The following is a 14,664-nucleotide window of genomic DNA, read 5'->3' on the forward strand; positions in this document are numbered from 1 at the left end:
TAAAGAGCAGTGCCGCTTCGTTTTCGCTGCGGCGCGGGGTGTGCATATTACGCTTTCCCGCTTCAGAGTCAAGCGTTTGTTTTGCTTTTCTCTGCTGACCCGGCGGCTTGCGTGCCGTTGTTCCGTGTCAGTGGAGGCGCATTATAGGGAGTTCTTCTGAAGTGACAAGAGGAAATTTAAAAAAAGTTTCTGACCGTGTTTTTTTTCACCAAAAGCGATGAGTTCAAGCTACAAATTGTTCTATTTGATGTATCTGCAACCACAATCACACCTGAGATGGCATAATTAACCGCATCAATATTTAAGGAATAAAAGCGATGCCATTAAGCGCACAACAGCTGGCAGCTCAAAAAAACCTGTCCTATGTGCTGGCAGAGAAACTGGCGCAGCTGATCTTAGCGGGTAAATATGCTCCAGGTAGCATCCTGCCAAGCGAGATGGAGCTGGGAGATCAGTTTGGCGTTAGCCGTACCGCCGTTCGCGAAGCGGTAAAAACATTAACGGCGAAAGGGATGGTGCTTCCACGCCCGCGCATTGGCACCCGCGTTATGCCTCAGGGAAACTGGAACTTTCTCGATCAGGAGTTACTCACCTGGTGGATGACCGAAGATAACTTTAATCAGGTCGTCGATCACTTTCTGGTCATGCGCAGCAGTCTTGAGCCTCAGGCCTGCCTGCTTGCCGCCACGCTCGGCACAGCCGAGCAAAAAGCGCAGCTCAATACTTTGATGGAAGAGATGGTGGATCTGAAAAAGCACTTTAACCGCGAGCGCTGGATAGCGGTCGATATGGCCTGGCATGAACATATCTATAATATGAGCGGAAATCCTTTCCTGACCTCCTTTGCTTCTTTATTCCATTCTGTGTACCACACTTACTTTACCTCTATCACGCAGGATGAGGTGGTGAAGCTGGATCTGCATCAGGCGATAGTCGATGCCATTCAGGAGAGCGACGGGCAGCGAGCCCTGAGTGCGTGCCAGGCGTTGCTGGCCGCGCCAACCCACCAGCAGATAAATAAATGACAGAGAAAAAAGCACGCAGTATGGCCGGACTGCCGTGGATTGCAGCCATGGCGTTCTTTATGCAGGCACTGGATGCCACTATCCTCAATACCGCCCTTCCCGCCATAGCCCAAAGCCTTAACCGCTCCCCGCTGGCGATGCAATCCGCCATCATCAGCTACACCCTGACAGTGGCGATGCTTATTCCGGTCAGCGGCTGGCTGGCCGATCGTTTCGGCACACGCAAAGTGTTCATGCTGGCGGTGACGCTGTTCACGCTCGGTTCTCTGGCTTGCGCCCTCTCCACCTCTCTGACGGAACTGGTTATCTTCCGCGTTCTACAGGGGATAGGCGGCGCGATGATGATGCCCGTCGCGCGTCTGGCGTTATTACGCGCCTATCCGCGCAGCGAACTGCTCCCGGTGCTCAACTTTGTGACTATGCCGGGCCTGGTCGGCCCGATACTTGGCCCGGTTCTCGGCGGCGTACTGGTGACCTGGGCTAGCTGGCACTGGATCTTCCTGATTAATATTCCGATTGGTGTGGCAGGGCTGATTTATGCCCGCAAATATATGCCGAACTTCACCACGCCAAGACGCAGCTTCGATATGGGTGGTTTCTTCCTGTTTGGCCTGAGCCTGGTCCTGTTCTCCAGCGGGATGGAGCTGTTTGGCGAGAAAATCGTAGCGACGTGGCTGGCGCTGGCCGTCATCCTCAGCGGTATTCTGCTGTTCCTTCTATATATACGTCATGCGCGTCGCCATCCGACACCGCTTATCTCTTTATCTCTGTTTAACACCCGAACGTTCTCCGTCGGGATCGCGGGCAATATTGCCTCGCGTCTGGGCACGGGCTGCGTACCGTTCCTGATGCCGCTGATGCTCCAGGTCGGTTTCGGCTATCCGGCCCTGATTGCTGGCTGCATGATGGCGCCCACGGCGATGGGCTCGATTCTGGCAAAATCGACGGTCACGCAGGTGCTGCGCTGGTTTGGCTATCGTAAGACGCTGGTTGGCGTGACGATCTTTATCGGATTGATGATTGCGCAGTTCTCCCTGCAATCTGCGGCGTTACCAATCTGGATGCTGATCCTGCCGCTGTTTGTGCTGGGTATGGCCATGTCGACGCAGTTTACGTCGATGAACACCATCACCCTTGCGGACCTCACCGACGAGAATGCCAGCAGCGGCAACAGCGTACTGGCGGTCACTCAACAGCTGTCGATCAGCCTCGGGGTTGCCGTGAGCGCGGCGGTACTGCGGTTTTATGAAGGGTTTGACGGTACAAATACCGTTGAGCAGTTCCACTATACCTTTATCACTATGGGCGCGCTTACCGTGGTATCGGCGGTGGTCTTTATGTTGTTAAAACCAAAAGACGGCCGGAACCTGATTAAAGAGCGTCACAAAGAGAAGGCTAAACCGAACCGCGTTCCATCAGAACAGGAGTAAGCTGCAAACGTTGCTGTTGCAGCGTGGGCTGGGCCATGCGGTGGATCAACACATCGATGGCCAGCTCGCCCAGTTCATCCTTCGGCTGATGGATGGTGGTCAGTGGGGGCGTCATGTAGCGCGCCAGTTCGATATCATCGTAACCGACGATCGCCATATCGTCCGGAACACGTAATCCCGCCTGATACAGCGCCTGATATGCTCCGAATGCCATCGCATCGTTACCGATAAACACCGCCTGCGGACGCGGCTCTTGCGCCAGCAGTTTCTGCATTGCTTCAAATCCACCGTTAAATTCGAAATCGCCGGTGATGCGATAGCCATCAGGAATGGCAAGCCCCGCCCGTTCCATGGCCGAAAGATAGCCTTCCAGACGCAGGCGCGCCGGGGTTTTATCCAGCGGGCCGGTAATACAGGCAATGCGGGTATGACCTTTATCGATCAGATGCTGAGTCGCCATATCGCCGCCCAGCAGCGAGTTATCCTGGATCAGATCGCTGGTGCCGTCGAACGGCGCCCAGTCCATCATCACCGTGGGAATAGAAGGATAACGCTGGATGATCTCTTTCGAAGGTTGATGCGTTTCGGTACAGAGCAGCAGCAGCCCGTCGACGCGTTTTTGCATCAGCGTTTCCAGGTTACGGTTCATGCGCTGCTCATCGCCTTCGGTATTGCACAGCACCAGGCTGTAGCCGCGCTCGAAGCAGCTGCGCTCCACGCCGCGCACCAGTTCAGAATAAAAAGGGTTGGTACTGGCCGTGATCAGCATGCCGATGGTGCGCGTCTGGTTGAGCTTCAGGCTGCGGGCCAGCGCAGACGGCGCATAGTTGAGTTCTTTAATTGCAGCGTCAACTTTCTCCCGAATCGCCTCGCTGACGAAGCGATCGTTATTGATTACGTGGGAGACAGTCGAGGTAGAAACGCCCGCCATACGGGCGACATCTTTCATTGTGGCCAAGCGTTACCCCTGCTGACTTAAGAATTCATCAATCTCTTTACGCCATGGAACAGAAGGCTGAGCGCCTTTACGCGTCACCGCAATCGCAGCGGCGGCATGCGCGAAGCGGATCGCGTCATCCATTGCTTTTCCTTCCAGCAGCGCCGTTACCAGCGCACCGTTGAAGGTGTCTCCTGCGGCGATGGTATCAATGGCTTTGACCTTAAAGCCCGGTACGCGACGGCCTTCGCCATTGACGCTAGCCCACACCCCACGGCTGCCGAGGGTGATGATTACGGTGCCGATGCCTTTTTCATGCAGTGCAAGCGCGGCACGCGCGGCATCGTCATCATTTTCGACACGGATACCCGTCAGCTTTTCCGCTTCGGTTTCGTTCGGGGTGATGATATCCACCAGCGCCAGCAGCTCATCTGATAATACACGGGCAGGCGCAGGGTTAAGTACGACAGACGTATGATTTTCATGCGCAATTTTCGCGGCGGCCAGCACGCTTTCAACCGGTGACTCCAGCTGCATCAGCAGGGCTTCCGCTCCGGCGATGATTCCACGCTGCGCTTCGACGCGTTCAGTCGTTAACGCGGCATTAGCCCCTGCATGAATACCGATGACATTCTCACCTTCCGCATTGACGAAAATCAGCGCCACGCCGGTAGATTCCCCTGCAACCACGCTGACGGGTGCAATGTCGATGTTGTCGCTTGCCAGCTGTTTGCGTACGCGCTCGCCGGTATCGTCATCACCCGTACAGGCGATAAACGCGATATTCGCCCCGCTGCGTCCGGCGGCAACCGCCTGGTTTGCGCCCTTACCGCCGAACGCCACCTGATACTGATTGCCAGTGACGGTTTCGCCCGGAGTGGGGAACGTTTCAAGGTTAAGAATGTGATCGGCATTGATACTGCCAAGGACGACGAGGTTGCCTGCGGTTTTCATGTATTGAGGTGTCCATCTGAGAGCGCCACCGGTATTACCCGGTGGCGTATGCCACACTTTTCTTTTATTTGGTGTCCCTCAGGCAGCCAGCGACTGCCTGAATCGCCTTTACTGCTTAATGACCAGTTTCAGGTCAACAGGATATTTGGCCTGAACTTTTTCGCCCTTCAGCACTTTATCGGCAGTTTGCACGCCAGTCGCGCCAATTTGCTCAGGCAGCTGAGCGATGGTCGCAGCCAGTTTGCCATCATTTACTGCTTTTTCACCATCCGGCGTGCCGTCAAATCCGACAACCATCACATCTGATTTACCCGCAGTCTGGAGCGCACGCAGCGCACCGAGCGCCATTTCGTCGTTCTGTGCGAATACCGCCTGCACATCAGGATGCGCGGTCAGCAGGTTCTGCATGACGTTCAGGCCCTTTGTACGGTCGAAGTCTGCCGGCTGGCTCGCCAGCACGTTGAATTTGTGCGCCGCTACAGCCTGCTGGAAACCTTCACCACGTTCACGGGCCGCGGAAGTCCCGGCGATCCCCTGCAACTCGATCACTTTCGCGCCTTCACCTGCTTTCTTCGCGATGTAGTCGCCAGCGATTTTACCGCCCAGTACGTTATCAGACGCAATGTGGCTGACCACATCCCCTTTCGTTGCCTGACGGTCAAGGGTGATGACCGGGATCTTCGCCTGGTTTGCCATCTTCACGGCGTTACCGACCGCGTCGGAATCGGTTGGGTTGATCAGCAGGATTTTGGTACCACGAACGGTTAAGTCCTGAACGTTAGCCAGCTCTTTCGCCGGGTTGTTCTGAGAATCCAGCACCACCAGGTTGTAGCCCAGTTTATCTGCTTCTTTCTGCGCGCCATCCTTCAGAGAGACGAAGAACGGGTTGTTCAGGGTAGAGACAACCAGCGCGATGGTGTCCTTCGCCATGGCGTTAGCACTTACGGTTGCGCTCAGCGCGACAGCAGAAACCAGGGTAGCCAGTTTTTTCATGTTCATATCTAAGATGTCCTGTAGTGTCGTCAGTTACTGTTTTTTGTTGTCTACCAGTACCGCCAGCAAAATCACCACTGCCTTAACGATCATCTGGTAATAGGAGGAAACACCTAACAAATTCAAACCATTATTCAGGAAACCGAGGATCAGTGCGCCGATCAATGTCCCAACAATGCGACCTTTACCACCCGCAAGGCTCGTACCGCCCAGAACCACTGCCGCGATGGCATCCAGCTCATAGCCCGTACCCGCCGTTGGCTGCGCGGAAGAGAGGCGCGCCACTTCGATGATGCCCGCCAGAGACGCCAGCAGGCCGCACAGGGAGTAAACGATAATTTTGACTTTATTAACGCTGATACCGGACAGGCGCGTTGCCGCTTCGTTACCGCCCAGCGCATAGATATAACGACCCAGACGGGTATGGTGCAGCATGTACCATGCCGCCAGGAAGACGATAGCCATGATCCAGACCGGGGTCGGGACACCCAGCGGGCGACCGATACCGAACCAGCCAAACAGATCGGCGTTATCGGTAAAACCGGTATTAATCGGGCTGCCGTTGGTGTACACCATGGTCACACCGCGCAGCAGCAGCATCATCACCAGCGTGGCGATGAACGCCTGAACGCGACCTTTCGCCACAATCACGCCGGTTACGGCGCCAATTGCCGCACCTGCCGCCAGGGCAGCGGCAACGGCCACCAGCGCGTTGACCTCAATACCAACAATCGACGCGGCGATCGCGCCGGTGAGGGCCAGCAGGGAACCGACGGACAGATCGATACCCGAGGTCAAAATCACCAGCGTCATCCCCACCGCCATAATGGCGTTGACGGAGGTCTGCTGAAGAATGTTGAACAGGTTATTGACGGTAAAAAAGTTCGGGCTCATGGTCGAGACAATCGCGATCAGCACCAGCAGGGCAATCAGCGATTTTTGTTCCATCAGCCATGCCTTTGTGAAATAGCGGCGACCAGAAACAGCCTGGGTAGTCATCTTCTTACTCCTGATTCACGCGATTAAGCTTGCCCACAGCGGCAGCCATCAGAACTTCCTGGGTGGCCTGCTCGCGAGTGAATTCACCGCCGAGATGCCCTTCATGCATGACGATAATGCGATCGCTCATGCCTAATACCTCTGGCATCTCGGAAGAGACCAGAATGATGCTCAGACCGTCGGCCTTGAACTGGTTAATCAGCTGATATATCTCTTTCTTCGCGCCCACGTCCACGCCGCGGGTAGGTTCATCAAGGATCAACACTTTTGGGCGCGTCATCAGCCCGCGGGCAATCGCCACTTTCTGCTGATTCCCGCCGGACAACAGGCCAATCGCCTGCTCCATCGATGGGGTTTTAACGTTAAAGAGACGGATAAAATCGCTGACCGCCTGCTGCTCATCTTTGTGTTTCAGGCTGCCGCCGCTTCGGCTGAAATAGCCTAGCGCCGTCAGGGACATGTTCTCTTTCACCGACATGCCCAGCACTAAGCCGTCGCGCTTACGGTCTTCGGAAATATAGACAATGCCGTTCGCCAGGCCATCCTGCGGCGAGCGGGTGACCACCTCATGGCCGTCAAGGTTAACGTAGCCGCTGGTGCGCGGCAGTGCGCCATAGAGCACTTTCATCAGTTCGGTTCGCCCCGCGCCCATCAGGCCCGCGACGCCAAGGATCTCGCCCTTGCGCAGAGTAAAGGAGACGTCATTCACACCCGGCCCGCAGAGGTTATCCACCTTCAGGCGGATTTCTCCCGGCGCTTTCTCCAGATGCGGATACTGATCTTCGAGCTTACGTCCCACCATCATTTCAATCAGGGTATCTTCGGTCAGGGTTGCCACTTCGCGCTCGGCAATAAACTGCCCGTCGCGAAAGACGGTGACGTCGTCGCAGATCTCGAAGATCTCTTTCATGCGGTGTGAGATATAGACAATGCCGCGGCCCTGGGATTTCAGCTCACGGATCACGCGGAACAGGGATTCGGTTTCGGTATCGGTCAGGGCGTCGGTCGGTTCATCCATAATGATGACCTTCGACTCGAAGCTCAGCACCTTCGCGATTTCCACCATCTGCTGATCGCCGATGGAAAGGTCGCCCACCAGTCGGTCGCTCTTAAAGCGCAGATTCAGCTTCGCCAGCAGTTTGTCCGCTTCGGCATACATGGTTTTCCAGTCGATTTTGCCAAACCGGTTCACGAACTCACGGCCGAGGAAGATGTTCTCCGCAATGGTGAGCTGCGGGATCAGGTTCAACTCCTGGTGGATGATGCCGATGCCCGCTTCCTGAGAGGATTTCGGGCCGTTAAAGGTGGTCTCTTTACCCAGCCACAGCAGCGAACCGGCATCGCGTTGGTAGATACCGGTCAGCACTTTCATCATGGTGGATTTGCCGGCGCCGTTTTCGCCCACCAGCGCCATGACGCGCCCGGAATAGACGTTCAGCGCCGCACCGGAGAGGGCTTTTACGCCCGGGAACGACTTATCGATCCCTTTGAGTTGCAGTAATGCGTCCATGATGGCCTCAGAAGGTGACGCCAGCACAGAGAATGATATTCGCATACGGGGAGCACTCCCCGCTGCGAATCACCGCCTGACTGTCTGCGGTTTGTTGTTTGAACTGCTCGTGCGTTGTGTAACGAATTTCTATGGTGTTTCCCTGGTGCTGTTGCAGTTGCTCAATGTGGCTGAGCAACGTTTCGTGGAGTTGCGGATTATGTTGTTCGATTTCCGCCGCGAGAATGGCCGCCTCAACCTGCATCTCCGCGGTGACCACTTCCAGTACCTGCATGAACGAGGGTACGCCCTGCGTTAACGCCATATCGATACGGGTTGTGCTGCGCGGAACCGGTAAGCCTGCATCGCAAACCACCAGCGTATCGGTATGCCCAAGACGGGAAATCACCGATGAGATTTCTGAGTTGAGTACTGTGCCTTTCTTCATTTTTTGCTCCACTAGCGAAACGTTTCGCTAAAAACAGTGTAGCCGCAGAAGTGTTCAGAAAACCATCATGACGTAACGGATTTGTGATCAACGTCGAAACGTTTCGCTAAGTGAAATGCAATAGAGGAAAATTGCCCGGCGGCGCTACGCTTGCGCGGGCCTACGGGTCTGGTAGGCCGGGTAAGCGCAGCGCCACCCGGCATATTCAGAAGGGTTAAATCTCGACCTGCGTCCCCAGCTCAATCACGCGGTTAGGCGGGATCTCAAACTGGTCAGGCGCACGCAGGGCGTTACGTTGCAGAATGAGATACAGCTTGCCGCGCAGGCGCAGATACCATGGGCGCTTGCCGATGATCAGCGACTCATGGGACATAAAGAACGACGTCTCCATCATGCGGCAACTCAGGCCTTCCAGACCGCAGCGGTGGAACACCTCTTCCACGTTCGGCGTTTCGCGCCAGCCGTAGCTTGCCACCACGCGCCAGAAGGTTGGCGACAGCTGTTCAATCTGTACGCGACGCACGTTGTGAACGTACGGCGCATCTTCGGTACGCAGCGTCAGCAGGATCACGCGCTCGTGCAGCACTTTGTTGTGCTTGAGGTTATGCATCAGCGCAAACGGGATCACGTTCAGCGCGCGAGACATATACACCGCTGTGCCCGGCACGCGCACCGGTGGGGATTTCTCCAGCGAGGCGATCATCGCCTCAAGAGAGTTACCGTGCTCATGCATACGACGCAGCAGGCGGAAACGTTCGCTCTTCCACGTCGTCATCACAATAAACATCACCAGACCCAGCGTCAGCGGCAGCCAGCCGCCGGAGACAATCTTGTCGAGGTTCGCAGAGAACAGCGGCACGTCGATGCAGAGGAAGCCAACCAGGATCAGCCCCACGAGGAACTTATTCCAGTGCCAGTTACGGTACGCCACGGTGGTGGAGAGAATAGAGGTCAACACCATCGTTCCGGTTACCGCGATACCGTACGCCGCCGCCAGATTACTGGAGTGCTCAAAGCTGACGATAACAATCACCACCGCGAAATAGAGCAGCCAGTTGACGAAGGGAATGTAGATCTGGCCAGACTCCATCTCCGAGGTATGGATAATGCGCATTGGGGAGAGATATCCCAGACGCACGGCCTGACGCGTCAGGGAGAATACGCCGGAAATGACAGCCTGAGAGGCAATGACCGTCGCCAGCGTCGCCAGGATCAGCATCGGAACCAGCGCCCAGTCCGGCGCCAGCAGGAAGAACGGGTTTTTAATCGCTTCAGGGTGTGCAAGCAGCAGAGCGCCCTGACCGAAGTAATTCAGCACCAGTGAAGGCAAGACCACGCTAAACCAGGCGACGCGAATAGGGAGTTTCCCGAAGTGGCCCATATCCGCATACAGCGCTTCAACACCGGTAATGGACAGCACCACCGCGCCCAGCGCCACAAACGACACCACTTTATATTCAAGGAAGAAATGCACCGCCCACATTGGGTTCAGCGCGTGCAGGACATCCGGGTTGGCGATAATACTGCGTAAGCCCAGCGCCGCCAGGATCAGGAACCAGGCCAGCATAATAGGCGCGAACAGCTTACCCACCAGCCCGGTACCGTGTTTTTGTATGGCAAACAGCAACGTCAGCACGATAATAGCGAGTGGCACCACCCACGTATCAAGCTGTGGCGCGACAATCTCCAGCCCCTCTATGGCCGACATTACAGAAATCGCCGGCGTAATCACGACTTCTCCATAGAAGAAGCTGCCGCCAATCAGGCCGATGATGACCAGCACGGAGGTCATTCTTGCGGACGTATTGCGCCCGGCAAGGGACATCAGGGTCAGAATACCGCCCTCGCCCGCGTTATCAGCCCGCATTACGAAAGAGAGATACTTAAGGGAGACCACCAGGATCAGCAGCCAGAAGATGAGCGAGAGGAAACCAAATACGGCGTCACGCTCTACACCAAAACCAAACTGACCGGACAGACATTCACGAAGCGTATAAAGCGGGCTGGTGCCGATATCACCGTAGACAACCCCGATCGCCGCAAGCGTTACTGCGGGTAATGATTGCTTATTATCAGTGCTCATAGACTAGTCTTTTCGTTTGAATAACAAATGTGTGCTTAGTCCCTTGGCCCACAAAAAGCGCACAGTATGCACGATTCAATGCAAAATCGTACCCCTAAATGCAGCCGCATTAATGTAGCGCAAAGAAAATAGCGCCGCACTTCAGCCTATTACCAGGCCAGACCGAAACGTCTATACTCGCTTCAATTAGCCGCCACGACGGCGAAAGGATGCAAAACTATTATGGCTCACTCACATTTATTAGCAGAAAGAATTTCCCGCCTCAGCAGTGCGCTGGAGAAAGGCCTTTACGAGCGTAGCCACGCCATTCGCCTCTGTTTACTGGCGGCGCTGAGTGGGGAAAGCGTATTTCTGCTGGGCCCGCCGGGCATTGCCAAAAGTCTGATCGCACGCCGCCTCAAATTCGCTTTCCAGAACGCGCGCGCATTCGAGTATTTGATGACGCGCTTCTCCACGCCGGAAGAAGTTTTCGGCCCACTCTCCATTCAGGCGTTAAAAGATGAGGGACGCTATGAACGTCTGACGGCGGGCTATCTTCCGGAAGCGGAAATCGTCTTTCTTGATGAGATCTGGAAAGCCGGCCCGGCCATTCTGAATACCCTGCTGACGGCAATTAACGAACGCCGCTTCCGCAACGGCGCCAGCGAAGAGAAGATCCCCATGCGCCTGCTGGTGGCCGCGTCTAACGAATTGCCCGAAGCCGACAGCAGCCTGGAAGCGCTGTATGACCGTATGCTGATCCGCCTGTGGCTGGATAAAGTCCAGGATAAATCAAACTTCCGTTCCATGCTGGTAAGCCAGCAGGATGAAAACGAAAACCCGGTGGCAGCGTCATTGCAGGTCACGGACGAGGAATACCACCAGTGGCAGGAGGAGATCGGCAAGATAAAACTGCCCGATCCCGTTTTTGAGCTGATCTTTATGCTGCGCCAGCAGCTTGATTTGCTGCCTTCCGCGCCGTACGTCTCCGATCGTCGCTGGAAAAAAGCCATTCGCCTGCTCCAGGCAAGCGCGCTGTTTAGCGGCCGCGATGCTGTCGCCCCAATCGATCTGATCCTGCTGAAAGACTGCCTGTGGCACGACGCAGAAGGGATGAATCTGATGCAACAGCAGCTGGACGTTTTGATGACCGGACACGCGTGGGGTCAACAGTCGATGCTTAATCAACTAGGCGCGATTGCCCAACGTCGCCTTCAGCTCCAGCAGCAGCAAAGTGACAAAACCGCGCTGAAGGTGAACCGTCTTGGCGGGATGTTTGCCCGTAAACCGCACTATGAACTGCCCGCCGGGCTGACTGACGCCTCGCTCACGCTTCTTCTTCAGCAACCGCTGAAGCTTCATGATATGCAGGTTGTGCACGTGACGATCGAACGCGTTGCGCTGGTTCAGTGGCTGGATAAAGGCGGTGAGATCCGCGGTAAACTCAACGGTATCGGCTTTGCACAGCCGCTGTCGATGGAAGTCGACAGCAGCCAGCACCTTGTGATCCGCGACGTCAGCCTTCAGGGATCGCGCCTGGCGCTGCCGGGCACGGCCTCCGATACTGTTCCGGAGGAGATCAAACAGCAGCTCGACGCGCTGGATAACGAATGGCATCAGCAGCACACGCGCTTCAGCGAGCAGCAGAAATGCCTCTTTATCCATAGCGACTGGTTAGGTCGCATTGAAGCCAGCTTGCAGGATGTCAGCGCGCAGATCAAACAGGCGCGTCAATGCTAACGCTGGACACGCTTAACGTCATGCTGGCGGTTAGCGAAGAAGGGTTGATCGAAGAGGTCGTCATTACCCTGCTCGCTTCACCGCAGCTGGCGGCCTTCTTTGAAAAATTCCCGAAGCTCCGAAAAGCAATGACGGACGATCTGCCCCGCTGGCGCGATAACCTGCGACAGCGGTTTAAGGAGACGGAAGTCCCGCCGGAACTGACAGAGGAAGTGGCTGGTTACCAGCAGTGCCAGCGGCTTTCAACACCGCAGTTTATTGCCCAGCTACAGCAAACCCTGACGCTGCTTGATAACGTTCACTCCCCGTTTGCCAGCCAGGCCAGAGCGCTGGTCACTGACAACCCCAGCTTTACTCCCGCCCTGCATACGCTGTTTTTACAGCGCTGGCGTCTGAGCCTTGTGGTCCAGGCCACGGCCCTTAATCAGCAGTTGCTGGACGAAGAGCGCGAACAGTTGCTCAGTGAAGTCCAGGAGCGAATGACCCTGAGCGGCCATTTAGAACAGGTGCTGGTGGAGAATGAAAACGCCGCCGGTCGACTCTGGGATATGAGTGCCGGCCAGTTAAAGCGGGGCGATTATCAGCTGATCGTGAAGTACGGCGACTTTCTGGCGCAACAGCCGGAGCTGATGAAGCTTGCAGAACAGCTCGGCCGCTCCCGGGAGGCCCGGTCGGTCCCAAAGAAAGATGCGCCGATGGAGACCTTCCGTACGCTGGTACGCGAACCCTCCACCGTACCGGAGCAGGTGGACGGGCTACAGCAAAGCGATGACATCCTGCGCCTGCTGCCCACGGAACTCAGCACGCTGGGAATGACCGAACTGGAGTATGAGTTTTATCGTCGGCTGGTGGAAAAACAGCTCATTACCTATCGACTGCATGGCGAAGCCTGGCGCGAGAAGATCAGCCAGCGTCCGGTAGTGCACCAGGATTTTGATGAGCAACCGCGCGGCCCATTTATTGTTTGCGTCGATACGTCCGGATCGATGGGGGGCTTTAATGAACAGTGCGCAAAAGCGTTCTGCCTGGCCCTGATGCGCGTGGCGCTCGCCGATCGTCGTCGCTGCTACATCATGTTATTTTCCAGCGAAGTGGTGGGGTATGAACTGACCAGCCCACAGGGGCTGGAGCAGGCGATCCGCTTTTTAAGCCAGCGCTTTCGCGGCGGCACCGATCTGGCCAGCTGTTTTCGCAGCATCATTGAGCGCATGCAGGGCGGAGACTGGTACGACGCGGATGCGGTGGTGATTTCCGATTTTATTGCCCAGCGGCTGCCGGACGACGTCGTGAATAAAGTGAAGGAGATGCAGCGCGTGCACCAGCACCGTTTCCATGCCGTGGCGATGTCTGCACATGGAAAACCCGGCATCATGCGCATCTTCGATCATATCTGGCGCTTTGATACCGGGTTGCGTAGCCGCCTGCTCAGACGCTGGCGACGTTAATTAAAGAAGAGAACCGACGCTCTCACGTACCTGCTGCGGCCAGACCCCACACTGTACCTGACCAATGTGAGAGAGTTGCAGCAGCAGCATGGTCAGACGAGACTGGCCAATACCACCGCCGATGGTCTGCGGCATTTCACCGCGCAGCAGTGCCTGGTGCCACTCCAGTTGCAGACGATCTTCATCACCGGTCACGGCCAGCTGACGCTTCAGTGCTTCAGCATCCACGCGGATCCCCATCGAAGAGAGTTCAAACGCATCTTCCAGAACCGGGTTCCAGACCAGAATATCGCCGTTCAGACCGGCATATTCGCTTTCGCCCACGGTGCTCCAGTCATCGTAATCCGGCGCACGGACGTCGTGACGTTTACCATCAGACAATTTCCCGCCAATGCCGATAAGGAATACCGCGCCCAGCTCTTTGGCGATCGCGCGTTCACGGCCTTTGGCATCCAGATCCGGGAAACGGCTCAGCAATTCCTGACTGTGAACAAAGTGGATCGTTTCCGGCAGGAACGGTGCCAGACCAAACTCTTTGCTCACGGCCGCTTCGGTTGCTTTGATCCCGGCGTAGATCGCCTCAACAGTGGATTTCAGCGTACCGACGTGACGCTCGCCATCTCCCATTACGCGCTCCCAGTCCCACTGGTCAACGTAGACAGAGTGAATCGGGGAAAGGCGGTCTTCATCGGGGCGAAGGGCTTTCATGTGCGTGTAAAGCCCTTCGCCCGCGCTGAAGTCGTGTTGTCCCAGGGTTTGACGCTTCCACTTCGCCAGGGAATGAACCACTTCGAACTGGGCGTCTGGCAGTGTTTTCACTTTTACCTGTACCGCTTTTTCGCAACCAGACAAGTTATCCTGCGTCCCGTCACCCACGCGGCTCAGAATCGGCGCCTGAACTTCAATAAGGCCAAGCTTCTCTTCCAGCTGGCGGGAAAAATGGGATTTTACGAAACTGATCTGGCGTTGTTTTGCGATGTAAGCGGTTTTCATTATTTATACTCCTGCGTCCTGTTGATACTGATTAAGCAACAGAACAGGCGCTTAATTCAATAACCCATCAATAAAAAGCCGCCTTCACTTTTGATTCGTTAAAATAAGACGCTAGAATAGAGGGAATCATTAATCTTCATAAGAAAAAC

Annotated in this window: 12 protein-coding genes; 4 read left to right on the plus strand and 8 right to left on the minus strand. The window is 55.8% G+C overall.

Features of this window, described 5'->3' with window-relative positions; genetic code table 11:
• The first annotated feature begins 317 nt into the window (after window positions 1-317).
• Both AC4OVU_RS22155 and mdtD read left to right on the plus strand, forming a co-directional pair.
• Window positions 318-1,025 carry a FadR/GntR family transcriptional regulator gene (locus AC4OVU_RS22155; protein ID WP_110292658.1) on the plus strand — a complete coding sequence of 236 codons (708 nt, stop codon included), beginning with the start codon at window positions 318-320 and terminating at the stop codon, window positions 1,023-1,025.
• Window positions 1,022-2,455, plus strand: coding sequence for a multidrug transporter subunit MdtD (gene mdtD, locus AC4OVU_RS22160; RefSeq protein ID WP_003862403.1), 1,434 nt, complete (start codon window positions 1,022-1,024; stop codon window positions 2,453-2,455). The genes AC4OVU_RS22155 and mdtD overlap by 4 nt, the downstream gene beginning before the upstream one ends.
• Here mdtD and rbsR read toward each other — a convergent pair.
• From rbsR to kup, 7 genes are all read right to left on the minus strand, one after another.
• Entirely contained in the window at window positions 2,421-3,413 is a 993-nt protein-coding gene (rbsR, locus tag AC4OVU_RS22165) for a ribose operon transcriptional repressor RbsR (protein ID WP_003862402.1), read from the minus strand. The two genes, mdtD and rbsR, sit on opposite strands and share 35 nt — an antisense overlap.
• A 3-nt stretch (window positions 3,414-3,416) precedes the next feature.
• Window positions 3,417-4,346, minus strand: coding sequence for a ribokinase (gene rbsK / locus AC4OVU_RS22170; protein WP_015570155.1), 930 nt, complete (start codon window positions 4,344-4,346; stop codon window positions 3,417-3,419).
• A 108-nt stretch (window positions 4,347-4,454) separates the two neighbouring features.
• Window positions 4,455-5,345 (minus strand): ribose ABC transporter substrate-binding protein RbsB, encoded by an 891-nt coding sequence (gene rbsB, locus AC4OVU_RS22175; protein ID WP_003862397.1) that lies wholly within the window; start codon window positions 5,343-5,345, stop codon window positions 4,455-4,457.
• A 27-nt stretch (window positions 5,346-5,372) separates the two neighbouring features.
• Window positions 5,373-6,338, minus strand: coding sequence for a ribose ABC transporter permease (gene rbsC, locus AC4OVU_RS22180; RefSeq protein WP_003862395.1), 966 nt, complete (start codon window positions 6,336-6,338; stop codon window positions 5,373-5,375).
• 4 nt (window positions 6,339-6,342) lie between these two features.
• Window positions 6,343-7,848: a ribose ABC transporter ATP-binding protein RbsA gene (rbsA, locus tag AC4OVU_RS22185; RefSeq protein WP_058700879.1), complete on the minus strand. Its 1,506-nt coding sequence runs from the start codon at window positions 7,846-7,848 to the stop codon at window positions 6,343-6,345.
• A 7-nt stretch (window positions 7,849-7,855) separates the two neighbouring features.
• Entirely contained in the window at window positions 7,856-8,275 is a 420-nt protein-coding gene (rbsD, locus tag AC4OVU_RS22190; protein ID WP_045906982.1) for a D-ribose pyranase, read from the minus strand.
• A gap of 214 nt (window positions 8,276-8,489) precedes the next feature.
• Window positions 8,490-10,358: a low affinity potassium transporter Kup gene (gene kup / locus AC4OVU_RS22195; protein ID WP_006808744.1), complete on the minus strand. Its 1,869-nt coding sequence runs from the start codon at window positions 10,356-10,358 to the stop codon at window positions 8,490-8,492.
• A 222-nt stretch (window positions 10,359-10,580) separates the two neighbouring features.
• Between kup and ravA the strand changes: the two genes are divergently transcribed.
• Entirely contained in the window at window positions 10,581-12,077 is a 1,497-nt protein-coding gene (gene ravA / locus AC4OVU_RS22200; protein ID WP_003862389.1) for an ATPase RavA, read from the plus strand.
• Entirely contained in the window at window positions 12,071-13,522 is a 1,452-nt protein-coding gene (gene viaA, locus AC4OVU_RS22205) for an ATPase RavA stimulator ViaA (protein ID WP_491928784.1), read from the plus strand. Before ravA ends, viaA begins: the two co-directional genes overlap by 7 nt.
• On the opposite strand, the gene asnA is transcribed toward viaA, so the two are convergent.
• Window positions 13,523-14,515 carry an aspartate--ammonia ligase gene (asnA, locus tag AC4OVU_RS22210; RefSeq protein WP_003862385.1) on the minus strand — a complete coding sequence of 331 codons (993 nt, stop codon included), beginning with the start codon at window positions 14,513-14,515 and terminating at the stop codon, window positions 13,523-13,525. It lies immediately after the preceding gene.
• Window positions 14,516-14,664: the final 149 nt, after the last annotated feature.

It is taken from the genome of Enterobacter sp. 6722112 (genome assembly GCF_058661685.1).

Excerpts from the sequence above, each read along its gene's own strand:
- AC4OVU_RS22155 (WP_110292658.1), top strand. The coding sequence starts at position 318 with ATGCCATTAAGCGCACAACAGCTGGCAGCTCAAAAAAACCTGTCCTAT.
- ravA (WP_003862389.1), top strand. The coding sequence starts at position 10,581 with ATGGCTCACTCACATTTATTAGCAGAAAGAATTTCCCGCCTCAGCAGT.
- rbsD (WP_045906982.1), bottom strand. The coding sequence starts at position 8,275 with ATGAAGAAAGGCACAGTACTCAACTCAGAAATCTCATCGGTGATTTCC.
- rbsC (WP_003862395.1), bottom strand. The coding sequence starts at position 6,338 with ATGACTACCCAGGCTGTTTCTGGTCGCCGCTATTTCACAAAGGCATGG.
- asnA (WP_003862385.1), bottom strand. The coding sequence starts at position 14,515 with ATGAAAACCGCTTACATCGCAAAACAACGCCAGATCAGTTTCGTAAAA.
- rbsB (WP_003862397.1), bottom strand. The coding sequence starts at position 5,345 with ATGAACATGAAAAAACTGGCTACCCTGGTTTCTGCTGTCGCGCTGAGC.
- viaA (WP_491928784.1), top strand. The coding sequence starts at position 12,071 with ATGCTAACGCTGGACACGCTTAACGTCATGCTGGCGGTTAGCGAAGAA.
- kup (WP_006808744.1), bottom strand. The coding sequence starts at position 10,358 with ATGAGCACTGATAATAAGCAATCATTACCCGCAGTAACGCTTGCGGCG.
- mdtD (WP_003862403.1), top strand. The coding sequence starts at position 1,022 with ATGACAGAGAAAAAAGCACGCAGTATGGCCGGACTGCCGTGGATTGCA.
- rbsA (WP_058700879.1), bottom strand. The coding sequence starts at position 7,848 with ATGGACGCATTACTGCAACTCAAAGGGATCGATAAGTCGTTCCCGGGC.
- rbsK (WP_015570155.1), bottom strand. The coding sequence starts at position 4,346 with ATGAAAACCGCAGGCAACCTCGTCGTCCTTGGCAGTATCAATGCCGAT.